This window comes from Streptococcus sp. Marseille-Q5112 (assembly GCF_916700555.1).
Classification (GTDB): domain Bacteria; phylum Bacillota; class Bacilli; order Lactobacillales; family Streptococcaceae; genus Streptococcus; species Streptococcus symci.
The window spans coordinates 277,328-296,904 of sequence record NZ_CAKAKP010000001.1 but is presented as its reverse complement, the minus strand read 5'-3'; the positions used below and the strand labels follow the sequence as shown (position 1 = coordinate 296,904).

The 19,577-nt window shown below is 39.1% G+C and carries 20 protein-coding genes; all 20 read left to right on the top strand.

The genetic code is table 11. From position 1 onward, the window contains the following. Window positions 1-89 precede the first annotated feature (89 nt). Window positions 90-3,365 carry an ATP-dependent nuclease subunit B gene (rexB, locus tag LG372_RS01510; protein ID WP_225741948.1) on the top strand — a complete coding sequence of 1,092 codons (3,276 nt, stop codon included), beginning with the start codon at window positions 90-92 and terminating at the stop codon, window positions 3,363-3,365. Further along, on the top strand, window positions 3,362-7,012 hold the full coding sequence (addA, locus tag LG372_RS01505) for a helicase-exonuclease AddAB subunit AddA (protein WP_225741947.1): 3,651 nt from the start codon (window positions 3,362-3,364) through the stop codon (window positions 7,010-7,012). Before rexB ends, addA begins: the two co-directional genes overlap by 4 nt. Before the next feature lie 17 nt (window positions 7,013-7,029). After that, window positions 7,030-8,208 carry a hypothetical protein gene (locus LG372_RS01500; protein WP_225741946.1) on the top strand — a complete coding sequence of 393 codons (1,179 nt, stop codon included), beginning with the start codon at window positions 7,030-7,032 and terminating at the stop codon, window positions 8,206-8,208. 188 nt (window positions 8,209-8,396) lie between these two features. Beyond that, window positions 8,397-9,248 (top strand): ribosome biogenesis GTPase YlqF, encoded by an 852-nt coding sequence (ylqF, locus tag LG372_RS01495; RefSeq protein WP_225741945.1) that lies wholly within the window; start codon window positions 8,397-8,399, stop codon window positions 9,246-9,248. Then, entirely contained in the window at window positions 9,235-10,014 is a 780-nt protein-coding gene (locus LG372_RS01490; protein ID WP_225741944.1) for a ribonuclease HII, read from the top strand. Before ylqF ends, LG372_RS01490 begins: the two co-directional genes overlap by 14 nt. A 16-nt stretch (window positions 10,015-10,030) precedes the next feature. Then, window positions 10,031-11,581, top strand: a complete 1,551-nt coding sequence (locus tag LG372_RS01485) for a ClC family H(+)/Cl(-) exchange transporter (RefSeq protein ID WP_225741943.1) — start codon at window positions 10,031-10,033, stop codon at window positions 11,579-11,581. A gap of 257 nt (window positions 11,582-11,838) precedes the next feature. Further along, complete coding sequence (locus tag LG372_RS01480) at window positions 11,839-12,189, top strand: hypothetical protein (protein ID WP_225741942.1); 351 nt, start codon at window positions 11,839-11,841, stop codon at window positions 12,187-12,189. 407 nt (window positions 12,190-12,596) lie between these two features. Continuing rightward, the gene (locus LG372_RS01475; protein WP_225741941.1) at window positions 12,597-13,022 is read left to right on the top strand and encodes a hypothetical protein; all 426 of its coding nucleotides are present in this window, start codon (window positions 12,597-12,599) and stop codon (window positions 13,020-13,022) included. Between the two features lie 104 nt (window positions 13,023-13,126). Continuing rightward, on the top strand, window positions 13,127-13,561 hold the full coding sequence (locus tag LG372_RS01470; protein ID WP_225741940.1) for a hypothetical protein: 435 nt from the start codon (window positions 13,127-13,129) through the stop codon (window positions 13,559-13,561). Next, complete coding sequence (locus tag LG372_RS01465; RefSeq protein WP_053090950.1) at window positions 13,561-13,830, top strand: hypothetical protein; 270 nt, start codon at window positions 13,561-13,563, stop codon at window positions 13,828-13,830. Before LG372_RS01470 ends, LG372_RS01465 begins: the two co-directional genes overlap by 1 nt. A gap of 35 nt (window positions 13,831-13,865) precedes the next feature. Further along, the gene (locus LG372_RS01460) at window positions 13,866-14,297 is read left to right on the top strand and encodes a hypothetical protein (RefSeq protein ID WP_049510711.1); all 432 of its coding nucleotides are present in this window, start codon (window positions 13,866-13,868) and stop codon (window positions 14,295-14,297) included. Then, the gene (locus LG372_RS01455) at window positions 14,297-14,653 is read left to right on the top strand and encodes a hypothetical protein (RefSeq protein WP_125851656.1); all 357 of its coding nucleotides are present in this window, start codon (window positions 14,297-14,299) and stop codon (window positions 14,651-14,653) included. Before LG372_RS01460 ends, LG372_RS01455 begins: the two co-directional genes overlap by 1 nt. Window positions 14,654-14,698: 45 nt before the next feature. Further along, window positions 14,699-15,121 (top strand): hypothetical protein, encoded by a 423-nt coding sequence (locus LG372_RS01450; protein WP_125851657.1) that lies wholly within the window; start codon window positions 14,699-14,701, stop codon window positions 15,119-15,121. An 18-nt stretch (window positions 15,122-15,139) separates the two neighbouring features. Further along, window positions 15,140-15,409: a hypothetical protein gene (locus tag LG372_RS01445; protein WP_225741939.1), complete on the top strand. Its 270-nt coding sequence runs from the start codon at window positions 15,140-15,142 to the stop codon at window positions 15,407-15,409. Window positions 15,410-15,437: 28 nt separating this feature from the next. Next, a complete protein-coding gene (locus LG372_RS01440) occupies window positions 15,438-15,881 on the top strand; it encodes a hypothetical protein (protein WP_125851658.1) in 444 nt (147 codons plus the stop codon). A gap of 104 nt (window positions 15,882-15,985) precedes the next feature. Further along, on the top strand, window positions 15,986-16,408 hold the full coding sequence (locus tag LG372_RS01435; protein ID WP_225741938.1) for a hypothetical protein: 423 nt from the start codon (window positions 15,986-15,988) through the stop codon (window positions 16,406-16,408). Further along, on the top strand, window positions 16,408-17,661 hold the full coding sequence (locus tag LG372_RS01430; protein ID WP_225741937.1) for a hypothetical protein: 1,254 nt from the start codon (window positions 16,408-16,410) through the stop codon (window positions 17,659-17,661). The genes LG372_RS01435 and LG372_RS01430 overlap by 1 nt, the downstream gene beginning before the upstream one ends. Further along, window positions 17,643-18,035: a hypothetical protein gene (locus LG372_RS01425; protein ID WP_049510713.1), complete on the top strand. Its 393-nt coding sequence runs from the start codon at window positions 17,643-17,645 to the stop codon at window positions 18,033-18,035. The genes LG372_RS01430 and LG372_RS01425 overlap by 19 nt, the downstream gene beginning before the upstream one ends. Beyond that, a complete protein-coding gene (locus LG372_RS01420) occupies window positions 18,016-18,306 on the top strand; it encodes a hypothetical protein (protein ID WP_049491409.1) in 291 nt (96 codons plus the stop codon). Before LG372_RS01425 ends, LG372_RS01420 begins: the two co-directional genes overlap by 20 nt. A gap of 137 nt (window positions 18,307-18,443) precedes the next feature. Beyond that, entirely contained in the window at window positions 18,444-19,514 is a 1,071-nt protein-coding gene (gene xerS, locus LG372_RS01415) for a tyrosine recombinase XerS (protein ID WP_049491412.1), read from the top strand. Window positions 19,515-19,577: the final 63 nt, after the last annotated feature.

The window sequence follows — 19,577 nt, the reverse complement described above, 5'->3', positions numbered from 1 at the left end:
TGATTATCAACAAGAATTTTGGATTTGGACTGTGAAGCGAACTTTGCTATAATAGAGTAAGAAACTTTGATAAACCAAACGAGGCTGAGATGAAATTACTTTATACTGATATTCGGACTTCTTTGACTGAAATTCTAACAAGAGAGGCGGAGGAGTTAGTTGCTGCTGGCAAGCGGGTCTTCTACATCGCCCCCAACTCTCTTTCTTTTGAAAAGGAACGCGCCGTGCTGGAATGCTTGTCCCAGCAGGCTTCTTTTGCGATTACCGTCACGCGCTTTGCGCAGATGGCTCGTTATCTGGTCTTGAATGACCTGCCTGCCAAGACCAGTCTTGATGATATCGGTCTTGGGATGGCCTTTTATAAATGCCTTGCGGAAATTGACCCCAAGGACTTGCGTGTTTATGGTGCGATTAAGCAGGATCCTCAATTTATTCAGCAGTTGATTGAACTGTATCACGAGATGACGACTGCTCAGATGAGCTTTTTAGACTTGGAGAGTTTGGCAGATGAGGACAAGCGAGCAGACTTGCTCTTGATTTTTGAGAAAGTAACGGTCTATCTTAATCAAGGTCAGTTGGCCCAGGGAAGTCAGTTGTCTCATTTGATTGAAGCTATTGAGAATAACAAAGTAAGTAGTGATTTCACTCAAATCGCCTTGGTTATTGATGGATTTACCCGTTTTTCTGCTGAAGAAGAGCGGATTGTGGACCTACTTCACGGCAAGGGTGTTGAGATTGTCATTGGAGCCTATGCTAGTAAGAAAGCCTATACCAGTCCATTCGCTGAGGGCAATCTATACCAAGCCAGTGTGGACTTTCTCCATCATCTAGCCTCTAAATACCAAACACCTGCTCAGGATTATTCTCAAACTCATGAGAAGATGGATAGTTTTGATAAGGCCTCTCGTTTGCTGGAGTCTTCTTATGACTTTTCAGAATTAACATTGGATGTCGATGAGAAGGATCGTGAAAACTTACAAATCTGGTCTTGCTTGACGCAAAAAGAAGAGTTGGAGTTGGTAGCCCGTAGCATTCGTCAGAAATTACATGCCAATCCAGACCTGAGTTACAAGCATTTTCGTATTCTCTTGGGGGATGTAGCTTCTTACCAATTATCGCTGAAAACAATTTTTGACCAGTATCAGATTCCTTTCTATCTTGGTAGAAGCGAATCCATGGCCCACCACCCTTTGACACAGTTTGTCGAGTCTATTTTGGCTTTAAAACGTTATCGTTTCCGTCAGGAAGATTTGATTAACCTCCTCAGAACGGGTTTATATACCGACCTTAGCCAGGCTGATATTGACGCATTTGAGCAATATATCCGCTATCTTGGTATCAATGGCTTACCAGCCTTTCAGCAAACCTTTACCAAATCCCACCATGGAAAATTTAATCTTGAGCGTTTGAATGCCCTTCGTCTGCATATTTTAACACCTCTTGAAACCCTCTTTGCCAGTCGAAAACAGAAGGCTGAAAATCTCCTACAAAAATGGAATAGCTTTCTAAAAGAAAGTTCAGTGACCAAGCAGTTACAAGATTTGACAGCCACTATGGAAGCTGTAGAACAGGAAAGACAAGCCGAAGTTTGGAAGGCTTTCTGTCATGTTTTAGAACAATTTGCGACCGTTTTTGCTGGTTCACAAGTTAGTCTGGAGGACTTCTTAGCCTTGCTTCATTCCGGTATGAGTCTATCTCAATACCGTACCATTCCAGCGACAGTGGACACCGTTCTGGTGCAGAGTTATGATTTGATTGCCCCTCTGACAGCTGACTTTGTCTACGCCATTGGACTGACTCAGGACAATTTACCAAAAATTGCGCAAAATACTAGCCTTTTAACTGATGAAGAAAGACAAAATTTAAATCAAACGACCGAAGAAGGCGTTCAATTGCTGATTGCCAGCAGTGAAAACCTCAAGAAAAATCGCTATACTATGCTTTCCTTAGTCAATTCTGCCCGTAAGCAGTTGGTTTTGTCGGCTCCAAGCCTTTTTAACGAAAGTGAGAGTAAGGAGTCAGCCTATCTTCAAGAGCTGGTCCATTTTGGATTTAGCAGGAAAGAGAAGAAGATAAATCACAAAGGGCTGTCTAAGGAGGATATTGGGTCCTATCACAGTCTTTTGTCTAGTCTGGTTGCCTATCACCAGCAGGGCGAGATGAGTGAGACTGAGCAAGATTTGACCTTTATTAAGATTCTGGCGCGTGTCATGGGTAAAAAACTAGAACAGCAAGGTCTGGAAAATCCAGCCCTCCCAACCAGCCCGAGTAGCAAGCCCTTAGCCAAGGATACCCTACAAGCTCTTTATCCTACTGATCAGGAGTTTTACCTGTCTACCTCCGGTTTGACGGAGTTTTATCGCAATGAATACAGTTATTTTCTTCGCTACGTTTTAGGCTTGCAAGAAGAATTACGTCTGCGTCCTGATGCTCGTAGTCACGGAAATTTCTTGCACCGTATTTTTGAACGTGCCTTGCAGTTGCCTGATGAAGACTCCTTTGACCAACGTTTAGAACAAGCTATCCAAGAAACCAGTCAAGAACGCGAATTTGAAGCTATTTATCAAGAAAGTTTGGAAGCCCAGTTTACCAAGGAAGTTTTGCTTGATGTTGCACGGACGACTGGACATATTCTCAGACACAATCCAGCCATCGAAACCATCAAAGAGGAAGCGAATTTCGGTGGAAAAGAGCAGGCCTTTATTCAATTGGACAATGAACGCAGTGTCTTTGTACGAGGTAAGGTTGACCGCATTGACCGATTGAAAGCTGATGGGGCGATAGGAGTGGTAGACTACAAATCCAGTCTGACTCAGTTCCAGCTTCCCCATTTCTTTAATGGGCTTAATTCCCAGTTGCCAACCTATCTTGCTGCCCTAAAAAGAGAAGGGGAGCAGAACTTTTTTGGTGCCATGTACTTGGAAATGTCTGAACCCGTCCAATCTTTGATGGCGGTTAAAAGTCTGGCAGGTGCAGTAATAGAAGCCAGCAAATCTATGAAATACCAAGGACTCTTTTTAGAAAAAGAAAGCAGTCATTTGGGCGAATTTTACAATAAAAACAAGGCTAACCAGCTGACGGATGAGGAATTCCAGCTTCTGCTGGACTACAATGCCCATCTTTACAAGAAAGCAGCAGAGAAGATTTTAGAAGGTAAATTCGCCATTAACCCTTATACTGAAAATGGTAGAAGTATTGCCCCATATGTTCAGCAACATCAAGCCATTACTGGCTTTGAAGCCAATTACCATCTGGGCCAAGCCCGTTTCCTAGAAAAGTTGGACCTAGCTGATGGCAAGCGTCTGGTCGGAGAAAAACTCAAGCAAGCTTGGTTTGAAAAAATAAGAGAGGAGTTGAATCGATGAAGCCTATTCCCTTTTTAACTGAGGAAGAAATTCAAAAACTGCAAGAAGCAGAAGTAAATTCGAGCAAGGAACAGAAGAAAACTGCCGAGCAAATCGAAGCTATCTACACTTCTGGTCAGAATATCCTAGTTTCAGCATCGGCTGGTTCTGGGAAGACTTTTGTCATGGCCGAGCGTATTCTGGACCAATTGGCGCGTGGTGTCGAAATTTCTCAACTCTTTATCTCAACCTTTACAGTTAAGGCTGCTACTGAACTTAAGGAACGTTTGGAGAAAAAAATCAGCCAACAAATCCAAGAAAGCGATGATGTCGAGCTTAAACAACACTTAGGTCGCCAGCTGGCAGACCTACCAAACGCTGCCATCGGAACCATGGACTCTTTCACACAAAAATTCCTTGGCAAACATGGCTATCTGATTGATATTGCGCCTAATTTCAGGATTTTACAAAACCAAAGCGAGCAACTTCTTCTAAAAAACGAAGTCTTTCATGAGGTATTTGAAGCCCATTATCAAGGCAAACAGAAAGAGACCTTTAGTCATTTGCTGAAAAATTTTGCAGGGCGTGGCAAGGATGAACGGGGGCTGCGCCAGCAAGTCTATAAAATCTATGACTTTCTCCAATCCACCAGCAATCCTCAGAAATGGTTAAGTGAATCTTTCCTCAAAGGCTTTGAGAAAGCTGATTTTACTAGTGAAAAAGAAAAATTAACTGAGCAAATCCAGCAAGCCCTTGGGGATTTGGAAAGCTTTTTCCGTTACCATCTGGATAACGATGCCAAGGAGTTTCCAAAGGCTGCCTATTTAGAAAATGTTCAGTTGATTCTGGATGAAATTGGCTTCTTAAACCAGGAGTCCGATAATCAGGCTTTTCAAGCAGTGCTTGCGCGTGTTGTCGCAATTTCGAAAGAGAAAAACGGCCGAGCTCTGACTAATGCCAGTCGTAAGGCTGATTTGAAGCCACTGGCCGATGCCTACAACGAAGAGAGAAAGACCCAGTTTGCTAAACTAGGACAACTGTCAGACCAGATAACCATTCTCGACTATCAAGAACGTTATCATGGAGACACCTGGGAACTAGCTAAGACTTTCCAAACCTTCATGAGTGACTTTGTGGAGGCGTATCGTGAACGTAAGCGCCAGGAAAACTCCTTTGAATTCGCTGATATCAGCCATTACACCATTGAGATTTTAGAGAAATTCCCGCAAGTTCGTGAGGCTTATCAGGAGCGTTTCCACGAAGTCATGGTCGATGAGTATCAGGATACCAACCACATTCAAGAACGGATGTTGGAATTGCTGTCTAATGGCCACAATCGCTTTATGGTGGGAGATATCAAGCAGTCCATCTACCGTTTCCGTCAGGCAGACCCGCAGATTTTTAATGAAAAATTCCAACGCTATGCGCAAAATCCAAAAGAGGGCAAGCTCATTCTCCTCAAAGAAAATTTCCGTAGTAGTTCAGAAGTGCTATCAGCAACCAATGATGTTTTTGAACGCCTTATGGACCAAGAGGTCGGCGAAATCAACTATGATAACATGCACCAGCTTGTTTTTGCCAATACCAAACTGACTCCCAATCCAGACAACAAGGCAGAATTTCTACTCTACGACAAGGACGACTCTAGTGAGGAAGAAGAGAGCCAAGCAGAAACGAAATTAACAGGGGAAATTCGCTTAGTCATCAAGGAGATTCTGAAACTTCATCAAGAAAAAGGTGTTGCCTTTAAAGAAATTGCCCTTTTGACCTCTAGTCGTAGTCGTAATGACCAGATTCTCCTCGCCCTGTCTGAGTACGGGATTCCTGTCAAAACTGACGGAGAGCAGAACAATTACCTACAATCTCTAGAAGTGCAAGTCATGCTAGACACCCTTCGTGTCATTCACAATCCTCTTCAAGACTATGCCTTGGTTGCCCTTATGAAGTCTCCAATGTTTGGTTTTGATGAGGATGAGTTAGCACGTTTGTCCCTTCAGAAAGCAGAGGATAAAGTCCAAGAAAATCTCTATGAGAAACTAGTAAATGCTCAAAAACAGCCAACAAGCCAGAAAGAGTTAATTCACTCAACACTAGCTGAAAAACTAAATCAATTCATGGATATCTTGGATTCTTGGCGCTCGTATGCCAAAACGCACTCCCTCTATGACTTGATTTGGAGGATTTACAACGACCGTTTTTACTATGACTATGTTGGAGCTTTGCCAAATGGCCCTGCTAGACAAGCCAATCTCTATGCCCTAGCTCTGCGTGCTGATCAATTTGAAAAGAGCAATTTCAAGGGCTTGTCTCGTTTTATTCGTATGATTGACCAAGTCTTGGAAGCCCAGCACGATCTTGCGAGCGTGGCTGTCGCACCCCCCAAGGATGCAGTAGAACTCATGACCATCCACAAGAGTAAAGGACTGGAGTTTCCTTACGTCTTTATTCTCAACATGGATCAGGACTTCAACAAGCAAGACAGCATGTCAGAAGTCATTCTCAGCCGTAAAAATGGATTAGGTGTCAAATACATTGCCAAAATGGAGACAGGAGCAGTGGAAGCTCACTATCCTAAAACCATCAAACTCTCCATTCCTAGTCTGACCTATAGACAGAACGAAGAAGAATTACAGCTGGCAAGCTATTCTGAGCAAATGCGTCTGCTGTATGTTGCCATGACTCGAGCTGAGAAAAAGCTCTACCTTGTCGGCAAGGGTTCTCGCGAAAAGTTGGAAGCCAAGGAATATCCAGCAGCTAAAAATGGAAAACTAAATAGCAATACTAGACTTCAAGCCAAGAATTTCCAAGATTGGCTTTGGGCTATCAGCAAAGTGTTTGCAAAGGATCATCTCAACTTTAGCTATCGTTTTGTTGGAGAAGAACAGTTGACCAGAGAAGCTATCGGAGAGTTGGAAAACAAAAGCCCTCTCCAAGCTAGCTCCCAAGCAGACAATCGTCAGTCAGAAACCATTAAGGAAGCTCTTGAAATGCTGAAAGAAGTAGAAGTTTATAATACTCTTCACCGTGCAGCCATTGAACTTCCTAGTGTTCAAACCCCAAGTCAAATCAAGAAATTCTACGCACCCGTAATGGATATGGAAGGTGTCGAGATTGCAGGTCAAGGCCAGTCAGTAGACAAGAAAATAAGCTTTGATTTGCCAGATTTTTCAAGCAAAGAAAAGATAACAGGAGCTGAGATTGGTAGTGCTACTCACGAACTGATGCAGAGAATTGACCTCAGTCAGAGACCAACGCTTGCTAGCCTGACAGAAACTCTCAAACAAGTTCAAACTAGCCCAGGTGTCAGAGACAAGATCAATCTTACTAAAATTCTTGCATTCTTTGACACAGCACTCGGTCAGGAAATTCTCGCTAATACCAACCATCTTTATCGCGAGCAACCTTTCTCCATGCTCAAACGAGACCAAAAGAGTCAGGAAGACTTTGTTGTCCGTGGTATCCTTGATGGCTATCTACTTTACGAAGACAAAATTGTTCTGTTCGACTACAAGACAGACCGCTATGATGAGCCAAGTCAACTCATAGACCGTTATCGTGGTCAGTTAGCCCTATACGGAGAGGCTTTATCTCGAGCCTATTCGATTGAAAATATTGACAAATACTTAATTTTACTCGGTAAAGTCGAGGTTCAAGTTGTAAAAGTATAATCTAGAAAGGAGACCTCATGACACTTCCAGTTAGAAAATCCCTGCATGATGCGGTTTTACAGGCTTCAAAAGCTGATACTTGGGAACAAGCTACCAAGGAATGGAATGAAGTTTCCTTGATTTTTAACGGTATCGGCCGTAGCAATTGTGTCTGTGGAAATGCTATCAAATACGCCTACGAACTCTTTAACGGAGTGACTGGTCAACGACTATTTCCTATAGGTAGCGACTGCGTTCGTCATTTTCATCGATTGTCTCTTGACCAGCAACTGGAAGAGGAAGAAAAACTACTCAGAAAGGTTGAAAATCTGACCAGAAAAGCCCAGAAAAAGGAAAAAATAAAGGTCAATAAAAGTGACTTTGACGAGCGACTTCTAAAATGGCTCTGGGAAAAAGGTGTTTTCAAGCCTAATCGTGGCAATCAATTTGCACCTGATAGAGACTACCAACTCTTCCTAGAAGTCTTTCAAGGAGGAAATTGGACCAAGGCTGAGCCAAAGAAGAAGGCTCGCATGGAAGAAGTCCTTGAAAAATGCATTAAGCCCTTTTTACTTGGAAAACCAGATGATCAACTCTACCTTGTCAAGCTAGGCAAGGAGAAAATTGACTACGAACAAGAACTCCGTATCCAGGCAGAGAAAGAGCGCAAGAAGAGGGATAAAATCGCCAAGCAATATGCAGACAATCTGGTCCTAGCTATGGGTCCAGCAGAGCGGGCTTATCAAGATTACTTTGGCTTTACAGAAACCCTAACTCAAGAAGAACGCAAGTGGGAGAAAATACTTTTTGGTAAAAATCGAACAGAACGGGCTATCAAGGCCAAACAATACCAAAAAGAGCTGGAAAAAGACCAACGAATTGCAGCTCAGGATCCAATTGAAAGAAAGCAGAAGCAGACCTGGCTCCTCAATTCCTATTTTCGTGAGCTTCCTGACGAAAAATCCCGCTTTGCTCGGCTATTATTAGAATATCGAAAAAGTGGCGAAGTTCCCTTTTCAACCGCATACCTGTCAAATCATCTCGTCGACTTTTTCTATAAAATGAAAGCTTTTGAGTTTGAAATCGCACCAGAACAAGTCCGAGATTTTTTAAAAGAAAGCCTTGAGGCAGACCATCTATCCTCAGCACAGGAAAGCTGGATAGAAGGAATTCTGACAAATTGCATAGTCCCATTTTTATCTCGAATACTCATCTAAAACTAAATATATAAGTCTTAGAATTTTATATAAAGTTAATATATAAATTAAGTAGATTTGAAATCAGCTTTCCTTTATAAAGTAGCTATTACAAATAAAAGCTTGTGCAAAAAAGAATAATTTATGATAGAATAGAGGATAAGAAAGAAAACGTTTTTACAATTTTTTCAATCCGAAGGAGATATATTATGGCTACTATTCAATGGTTTCCTGGTCACATGTCTAAAGCGCGTCGACAGGTTCAGGAAAATTTAAAATTTGTTGATTTTGTGACGATTTTGGTGGATGCACGCTTACCTCTATCTAGTCAAAATCCTATGTTAACCAAAATCGTTGGTGAAAAACCAAAACTCTTGATTTTAAACAAGGCAGACTTGGCTGACCCAGCAATGACCAAGGAATGGCGCCAGTATTTTGAATCACAAGGAATTCAGACGCTAGCTATCAACTCCAAGGAGCAAGTTACTGTAAAAATTGTAACAGATGCGGCCAAAAAACTCATGGCGGATAAGATAGCTCGCCAGAAAGAACGTGGGATTCAGATTGAAACCTTACGTACTATGATTATTGGGATTCCAAACGCTGGTAAATCAACTCTCATGAACCGTTTGGCTGGTAAGAAAATTGCCGTTGTCGGCAATAAACCAGGTGTTACCAAGGGGCAACAGTGGCTCAAAACCAACAAAGACCTTGAAATCCTAGACACACCAGGGATTCTCTGGCCTAAGTTCGAAGACGAAACCGTAGCTTTGAAACTAGCCCTAACAGGAGCAATTAAAGACCAGTTGCTTCCTATGGATGAAGTGACCATTTTTGGTCTCAATTATTTCAAAGAACATTATCCAGAAAAGCTGGCTGAACGCTTCAAACAGATGAAAATTGAGGAAGAAGCGCCTGTTATTATTATGGATATGACCCGCGCCCTCGGTTTCCGTGACGACTATGACCGTTTCTACAGTCTCTTCGTGAAGGAAGTCCGCGACGGCAAACTCGGTAACTATACCTTAGATACATTGGAAGACCTCGATGGCGACGATTAAAGAAATCAAAGAACTCCTTGCTACAGTCAAGGACTTAGATAACCCTGTTTTTTTAGAGCTTGAAAAGGATAATCGCTCAGGAGTTCAAAAGGAAATCAGCAAGCGTAAAAAAGCCATTCAGGCTGAATTGAATGAGGATCTTCGTTTGGAATCCATGCTTTCCTACGAAAAAGAACTTTACAAACAAGGATTGACCTTAATTGCAGGTGTTGATGAGGTCGGCCGAGGTCCTCTGTCTGGGCCAGTAGTTGCTGCGGCCGTTATTTTGCCTAAAAATTGTAAGATTAGAGGCCTCAACGACAGCAAGAAAATTCCTAAAAAGAAACATCTAGAAATTTATCAAGCCGTTCAAGATCAAGCCTTATCAATCGGCATTGGTATCATGGATAATCAGGTCATCGACCAAGTCAATATCTATGAAGCAACCAAACTGGCCATGCAGGAAGCAATCTCCCAGCTCAGTTCTCAACCTGAGCACCTTTTGATAGATGCCATGAAACTGGAATTACCCATTTCACAAACCTCCATCATCAAAGGTGATGCTAATTCCCTCTCCATTGCAGCGGCTTCTATAATAGCCAAGGTGACACGTGACGAATTGATGAGGGAATACGATCAGCAATTTCCCGGCTATGATTTCGCTACTAATGCCGGTTATGGAACAGCTAAACACCTAGAAGGACTTGAAAAACTAGGAGTTACCCCAATTCACCGAATCAGCTTTGAACCCGTTAAATCACTGGTTTTAGGAGAAAAAGAAAGTTAAGTTAGAAGGAATGATTATGGAGGAACAGTCAGAAACACTCAGCTCCAAGAAAGAATTTGCCTTTGCCTCAAGTACTATATTATCCCAAGTTGGACGAGGAATCATCGTTGGTCTCGTTGTTGGAATTATCGTTGGATCTTTTCGGTTTTTAATCGAAAAAGGCTTCCACCTGATACAAGGACTTTATCAAGATCAAGCGCACCTAGTGCGCAATCTTTTTATCATTGGTCTATTTTATTTAATAGTTTGTTGGCTCAGTGCGAAATTAACTCGGTCAGAAAAAGACATCAAAGGTTCAGGAATTCCTCAAGTCGAAGCTGAATTAAAAGGACTCATGACCCTCAACTGGTGGGGCGTTCTTTGGAAAAAATATGTTCTAGGAATTCTTGCAATTGCCAGTGGACTCATGCTGGGGCGTGAAGGACCAAGTATTCAACTTGGAGCTGTCGGCGGTAAAGGAATTGCTAAGTGGCTCAAATCCAGTCCAGTTGAGGAACGTTCCCTTATTGCAAGTGGAGCTGCAGCAGGATTAGCCGCAGCCTTTAATGCTCCTATTGCAGGACTTCTCTTTGTGGTAGAAGAAGTTTATCACCATTTTTCACGCTTTTTCTGGGTATCTACTCTCGCAGCTAGTCTCGTAGCAAACTTTGTCTCACTACTCATATTTGGCTTAACACCCGTACTGGACATGCCAGACAACATCCCACTCATGACCCTAGACCAGTATTGGATTTACCTCCTTATGGGAGTTTTTCTTGGACTATCTGGTTTTCTCTATGAGAAAGCTGTGCTCAATGTTGGTAGAGTTTATGACTGGCTTGGTCAAAAAATCCGTTTGGATAGAGCTTATTATCCAATTCTGGCTTTCATTCTCATCATCCCAGTCGGAATCTTCTTACCACAAATCCTTGGTGGTGGAAATCAGCTGGTTCTTTCCTTAACTGAACAAGATTTTAGTTTCCAAGTTCTATTAGTTTACTTTTTGATTCGCTTTGTTTGGAGCATGATTAGTTATGGAAGTGGCCTTCCAGGAGGAATTTTCCTACCAATTTTAGCGCTTGGCTCCTTACTTGGAGCTCTAGTTGGTGTTACTTGTGTCAATCTTGGACTTGTCAGTCAGCAGCAATTCCCTATATTTGTCATTCTAGGAATGAGTGGCTATTTTGGAGCAATATCCAAGGCTCCCTTAACTGCTATGATTCTGGTAACCGAAATGGTAGGAGATATTCGAAACCTCATGCCACTTGGATTAGTCACCTTGGTTGCTTACATCATCATGGATCTACTCAAGGGTGCACCAGTCTATGAGGCTATGTTGGAAAAAATGCTCCCAGAAGAAGCGACAGATGAAGGAGAAGTCACTCTCATTGAAATCCCTGTTTCAGATAAAATAGCAGGAAAACAAGTTCACGAACTCAACTTACCACATAACGTACTCATCACCACCCAAGTCCATAATGGCAAGAGCCAAACAGTTAACGGCTCAACCAGAATGTATCTCGGAGATATGATTCACCTAGTTATTCCAAAAAGTGAAATTGGGAAAGTAAAAGATTTGTTATTGTAGAAGTTTTTACATAATTTATGTTATGTGAAAACGAATTTCTTAATTAAATACACTAGAAAACCGATTCTCAGCAATGAGGTCGGTTTTTTCTTGTTAGAAATATTATAACATATTATAAAAAATGATTAAATTATTCTAGGTTATAGTATAATGAGAAAAGGAGGAAAGCTTAAAAGAGTAATTCTGGCATCAGAAAGAGTCATAAAAGGTTACTAATCGTTTTGTTACTCGCAATCATCACAGCAGGAGGTGTTTTTATGTTTTCTATGTTAGGGAGATCCCAAGAAGAGCGTCGGAATAGAGAGTATGAAGTTAGTTTGGTGAATGCTTTAAAGAATTCATATGAAGGGATTGAGGAGATAACAATTACGAACCCCTCGTACAGCTCAATTCCTTCAGAGGCTTGGGGGGCTGATGTGAAACTAAAATTTTTTGATGGAACATCTAAGGAACATGTTTTAGCTTTTGATATAAACTCGAATAAAATTAGGATCGGTGTATATAATAACGAAGATGAAGAATTTCAACATTTTCTAAATTCTAGACGAGGTTCTACTAAGTCAAAAGTTAAAGTTAAATATTCGAATGGCTCAGAAGGGGACCTATGATGAATAAATACATTTATACAGATAAACAACTTAATAAATTGAATCAAGGTCCGAATGTTTACAGTGTTAATACTTAGTTCGTACAACGTAAAGAAAATCGAACAAATATTGTTACTGCTAAATCAGATAACGAGTTAAAACAAGGTGAAATTAACACCATAACCACCTCCGATAATCAAGAATTCCGTGGTGTCGCCACTAAGTCTGACATTGAAACAGATTTTGATGGACTGGCGGTTTCACCTATTGTGAACGGCAAACCAGATTATAAAAATGTAGCCGTGATTGCTACTGGAACCGATCCTGGGAGTCCTACTATGATTGACAGATGTAAAATAACTTTTTCTTATTATAGTGTAATATAGACTAATCTTTCTTATAGTATAATAAAAAGGAGAAAAGCTTAAATGAACAATTCCAGCAATAAAAAGAGTCATAAAAGGTTACTAATCGTTTTGTTACTTGCAATCATCACAGCAGGAGGTGTTTTTATGTTTAGCGTGTTAGGGAAATCTCAAGAAGAACGTCGGAATAGAGAGTACGAAGTTAGTTTGGTGAATGCTTTAAAAAATTCTTACCAAGGGATTGAGGAGATTAAGATTTCCAATCCAAACTACACAAACCCTCCAGGTTCATGGTCTTGTGATGTAGAAATTAAGTTTATTGATGAAAAAACTCTTAAATATGGGATTAATCACCATTTAAGTTATAAAACAAATTATGGTGGTCGTCAAGAAACAAACGAAGATTGGCAGTATTTAGAAACTCATAAAGGAAAAACTTTAAAATCAGTCCAAATTACTTATTCTGATTATGAGCAAGGAGAACAGTGATGAAGTTCTAATATACTGATGAACAATTGTATAATTTAAACCAAGATTTTGCTATTTATATTGTAAATGAAGAGTTTTCAAGTAGAAAAAGGAGGAAAGCTTAAATGAGTAATTCTGGCATCAAAAAAAGTCATAAATGGCTTCTAATCGTTGTGTCACTCGCAATCATCACAGCAGGAGGTGTTTTTATGTTTAGCATGTTAGGGAAATCTCAAGAAGAACGTCGGAATAGAGAGTATGAAGTTAGTTTGGTAAATGCTTTAAAAAATTCTTATGACGGGATAGAAGAGATCAAGATTATGAATCCTGATTATACAAACCCACCAGGGTCATGGTCTTGTGATGTAGAAATCAAGTTCAAAGATGAAAGAAAAATTAAGTATGGGATTGGATATTCTTTAGACACCGAAGAAATAACAGATGCTTCATTGGAATGGGAAGGAAGAATAGAAGATAGACAGTTTTTGAATGAAAACAAGGGTAAAACCACTTCGAAAATCAGGGTAACTTATTCTGATAACGACGAAGAAGAGCAATAATGACATTTAATTATACAGATAAACAGCTTAATAATTTAAATAGAGATACTGGTGTTTACAGTGTGAATTCAGAGTTTGCTAGACGAAAATATAAAAAGCTTGTTGTTAATAAACCTGATTCTGAATTAGCTAGCTATGAAACCAACACTATAATCACCCCCGATGGTCAAGAACTCCGTGTCGTTGCGACTAAGTCTGACCCAGGAACAGGTTTTGATGGAACTTGTTTTAGATACATTTTTTTCTATTCTAGTGTTATTTATCTTTAAATTATAGTAGAATGAAGAAAAGGAGGAAAGCTTAAATGAGTAATTCTGGCATCAAAAAGAGTCATAAAAGGCTACTAATCGTTGTGTCACTCGCAATCATCACAGCAGGAGGTGTTTTTATGTTTAGCATGTTAGGGAAATCTCAAGAAGAACATCGAAATAGAGAGTATGAAGTGAGTCTGGTTGAAACTTTAAAAGATAGTTATGAGGGTATTGAAGAAATTAGATTTTCTAATGCAAACTACACAAATCCGCCAGAAAGTTGGACTTGCGTAGTTGAACTATTTTTTAATGATAGAAGCATAAAATATAAAATTAATTATTCGAAAAATGATAAACGTATTTCTGATGTATCTTTAGAGAGAGAGAATAGAAAAGAGGATCGAGATTTTTTGAATAGTCACTTGGGAAAGACAAATAAACTCACAAAAGTTGTTTATTCAGACGGTTCAGAAGGAGAATATTAATGGTGTATAGTTATACTGATAAACAACTTAATGAATTAAATCAAGGGAAAAATGTTTATAGTGTAAATTCTGAGTATGCTGAAAGGGAAGTTGAAAAGAAGGTTGTATCCAAAACAGATGATAAGTTATTTTCGGATGAAACCAACACTATAACTACCTCAGATGGTCAAGAATTCCGTGTCGTTGCCACTAAGTTTGACCTAGGAACAGGTTTTGATGGTTTGGCGGTAGCTCCTATGGTCAACGGCAAACCAGATTATAAAAGTATAGCTGTGATTGCTGCAGGAACAGATCCTTGGAGCCCTACTGAGATTGATAAATCTGAAATAATTTTTCCTTATTATAGTGTAATATAGACTAATCTTTCTTATAGTACAATAAGAAAAAGGAGAAAAGCTTAAATGAGTAATTCTGGCATCAAAAAGAGTCATAAAAGGTTACTGATCGTTTTGTTACTCGCAATCATCACAGCAGGAGGTGTTTTTTTGTTTAGCATGTTAGGGAAATCACAAGAAGAGCGTCGGAATAGAGAGTACGAAGTCAGTCTGGTGAATGCTTTAAAAAATTCTTACCAAGGAATTGAGGAGATTAAAATGTCCAATCCAGCATACACAAGCCCTCCGGGTTCGTGGTCTTGTGATGTAGAAATCAAATTTAATGATGAAAGAAAAACTAAGTATAGGATAGGCCATGGACTCCATGATAAAAAGAATTATCAAGGATCATTGACCAATAATAAAAAGCAATTCCTTAACAATTACAAAGGAGTGACCGACTTAAAAGTAATTGTTACATATTCAGATAATAGCACAGGAGAACAATGATGACATTTTCCTATACAGATGAGCGAGCAGCTAAACAATTTAAATCGGGATTATGCTGTATATAGTGTAAACCTTGAATTCGCTAAGCGTGACGGTAGAACTTATGTCAATTCAAATCTCATTGAAAATATATCTTCTGATAATTTAGAAAAAACCAAGACTATTACCGCCTCAGATGGTCAAGAATTCCGTGTCGTTGTGACTAAGTCTGACACAGGAACTGGTTTTGATGGGACTTGTTTTAGCTACTTTTTTTCTATTCTAGTGTTATTTATCTTTAAATTATAGTAGAATGAAGAAAAGGAGAAATGCTTAAATGAACAATTCCAGCAATAAAAAAAATTATAAAAGGCTGCTAATCGTTTTGTCACTCGCAATAATCACAGCAGGAGGTGTTTTTATGTTTAGCATGTTAGGGAAATCTCAAGAAGAACGTCGGAATAGAGAGTACGAAGTCAGTCTGGTGAATGCTTTAAAGAATTCCTATGAAGGGATAGAAGAGATCAAGATTACGGAACCTTATTATAGTGAGAAGCCGGGATCATGGTCTTGTGATATTGAAATAAAGTTCAGTGATAATCAAATGATAACTTATGGAATTAATCACAGATTAACTTATAAAGAAAACCACGATGGCCTTATGAAAGGAAATACTGATGAGGAAATTAATCAACAATGGTTGAAACTAAAAAAACACATTGGTAAAACAGAATCTACTGTATTAGTGCAATATTCAAATGATGAAACAGGAGAGCAATAATGGTATTTAATTATACTGATAATCAATTGAATAATTTAAACCAAGATTTTGCTATTTATATTATAAATGAAGAGTTTTCAAGTAGAAAAAGGAGAACAACTTAAATGAATAATTCCAGCAATAAAAAAAGATATATAAGACTACTAATCGTTTTGTTACTCGTAGCCATCACAACAGGAGGTGTTTTTGTGTTTAGTATGTTAGGGAAGTCTCAAGAAGAGCGTCGAAATAGAGAATATGAAGTAAGTCTGGTTAATGCTTTAAAGAATTCCTATGAAGGGATTGAGGAGATTAAAATGTCCAATCCAGAATACACGAATCCTCCAGGCGACTGGTCTTGTAAGCTTGATATCTTGTTCAAAGATGGGGAAAAAATCTTTTATGGAATTCCACATAACTTAGATGAGAAACAAAATTATAACGGTCGTATGACTTATGGACAACGAGATTTTCTTAACCTAAGAAAAGGAATAACAACTAATACAGTTACGGTTACATACTCTAACAAAGAAAGAGGGAAGCAGTAATGGTATTCAATTATACAGATAAACAACTTAATGAATTAAACCATGGGAAGAATGTATATAGCGTCAATGCTGAATATGCCGAGAGAAATAATAGACCTTTGGTTACCGAAACTCCTAATCCGAATCCTTCTTCATCTGATTTCGAAGAGACCAACACTATAACCACGTCCGATGGTCAAGAATTCCGTGTTGTTGCGACTAAGTCTCACAAAGGAACAGGTTTTGATGGACTAGCGGTTGCACCAATTGTCAACGGTGAACCAGATTATAAAAATATAGCTGTTATTGCTGCAGGGACGGATCCAGGGAGTCCTACTAAGATTGATGTTGTAACTGCAATTGCAGAAAGAGAGACATCTATATCACCTCAATATTATGTAGCGGACCGATTTGTAAAAGAAATTATGGAAGACCCTAGATATGAAGTCAGTCAACTTTCTGGTTATTCACAAGGATCTTATATGCTGAAAGTAGGAGCTAAATATCATATTCCAACTACAACTTTTAACGCTTGGTTCACTTATCTATCACTTTCTAACGAAGAAAAAGCATTTATTGATAAAAATCCAGCCATGTTTATTGATTACCGTAGAAAACATGATGATGTAGTACGTTGGAATGATTTCAATCACCCTGAATGGTTTAATAAGTCCTTCTTAAAAATGCCTGATACAATATTCTGGCTGAACGGAACTAGCCACAATATCGATGATTGGGAGTTTGATCCTGTAACTGGTCAAGTTGTAGATGGTAAAGGAGGAAAACCCTTAATTAGTGGTGTTTATCGAGTTTATGCCAACAGTCTCCGAGGAATGGCTCATTACAAGGACTTGAAGTCAAAATGGTCATCAGGTGGCATTAGTAGCTCTGAGGAAATATACTTAGATGCAGCTCAAGGTTCTATATTATCATCATCAATGGCTACGGCAGCAAGAACTGGAGCCGATGAAGTGAGCGCCTTAGCCAAGATTGCTAACCAAGAATTACAAGAAATTTGGTCAAAAATCGATTTTACAAGCTATACAGCCTTAGCTCCCTATGAAGTTGAAGCTCTTTTTGCTAGCCAAGGTATCACTCAAGCACAGTTTATCGATACTTTTCAGGCAGAAACGGATCAAATAGTCACTAAGATGAATGCTTCCGCCCAAGGATTTGAAAATTTGGATAAACAATTACAGGAAGTCATCGAAAAAACAGTGGCAACAGACACACAATTTGCTAAGGAGTTCAGACAATGGAAAGCAGAGATGTAAAATGGGATGCCATTAGACAAAAAGAGAGGGAAATTCTTAACCTCGAAGAACAATACTATCTGGAAAAGAACAAGTTAGAGAAAAAGACACTAGACTTAGAGGAACGTTCTGTAAGATTAGAAAAGATCATGAACGAAGAAGCTGATAAAATGTACCTAGTATTAAGAAAGTTTTCATCACCAGCTGATTGTGTTAGAGAGTACTTTACAGAAATAGAAAATTTGAGATATCATTCTAACCAAGTTTATAGAACTAATGAAATAAAACTGGAAAAAGAAAAAGAAAAAATAGATAAAAAATTTCTACAAAGAAAAAATATCTTAGATGAAGAATATCAAAAACTAAGGAGAAACTATGCAAGCACCAATGAATGAGTACTATACTGATGAAGAATACCAATACGCTCTAAAACAAATGTATCGCATGATGGAAAGAAATCGTATTCTGGCACAATGCCAATTGGCAAAGACCGCTAAAAATCAAATAAAAGAAAGTTTTGACCAAAAATCGAAAACAATTGCAAGAGATACTAAAGCAACAATAACAAGTATTAACAGCCAAATGGACACTGCAATACAAGGTAAAGTTCGCAAGAGTCTTGAAACAAAAATACCTAATATGTTAGTCAAGTATGATGATGTATAAAGAAGAATTTTTCGTATGGTTATATAGTTTTCTTTGCATCTATGTCCTCTACAATATCTTTCCGAAAACTATAATTTTCTTGAAAAATAAATAAGTCTATGCTATACTACTAGTAGACTTATTTATGGAGAAAATACATGAAACGTGAGATTTTACTGGAACGAATCGACAAACTAAAACAAATCATGCCCTGGTATGTTCTGGAATACTACCAATCTAAGCTTGCTGTTCCTTACAGTTTTACAACCTTGTACGAATACCTCAAGGAATACGATCGATTTTTCAGCTGGGTTTTGGAGTCTGGTATTTCAAACGCTGATAAAATGTCTGATATTCCTTTATCTGTCTTGGAAAATATGTCTAAGAAAGACATGGAATCCTTTATCCTTTACCTACGTGAACGTCCTTTGCTGAATGCTAATACAACAAAGCAAGGAGTTTCTCAGACAACTATCAATCGGACTTTGTCAGCACTTTCTAGTCTTTACAAGTATCTGACCGAGGAGGTTGAAAACGACCAGGGGGAACCTTATTTCTATCGTAATGTAATGAAAAAAGTTTCAACCAAGAAAAAGAAAGAAACACTTGCTGCCAGAGCTGAAAACATCAAGCAAAAACTCTTTTTAGGTGATGAAACAGAAGGTTTTCTAACTTATATTGACCAAGAGTATCCACAACAACTTTCAAATCGCGCTCTCTCATCATTCAACAAAAATAAAGAACGTGATTTGGCCATTATTGCCCTTCTATTGGCGTCTGGTGTCCGCTTATCTGAAGCTGTTAATCTAGATCTAAGAGATCTCAATCTAAAAATGATGGTTATTGATGTCACTCGAAAAGGTGGCAAACGTGACTCTGTCAATGTCGCTGCCTTTGCCAAGCCTTATCTAGAAAATTATCTGGCCATTCGAAATCAACGCTATAAGACGGAAAAGACGGATACAGCCCTCTTTTTAACACTTTATAGAGGTGTTCCCAATCGTATCGATGCTTCCAGCGTGGAAAAGATGGTTGCTAAGTACTCTGAGGACTTCAAAGTGCGTGTAACTCCCCATAAACTGCGCCATACGCTAGCAACCAGGCTCTATGATGCCACTAAATCGCAAGTTTTGGTCAGTCATCAGCTAGGACATGCCAGTACACAAGTCACTGACCTCTATACCCATATCGTCAATGATGAACAAAAGAATGCTCTAGATAGTTTATGAAATACATAAAATACATAAAATAAATTATGTAATATATAATTTTAAAAAAGAAGCTGGTCCTAC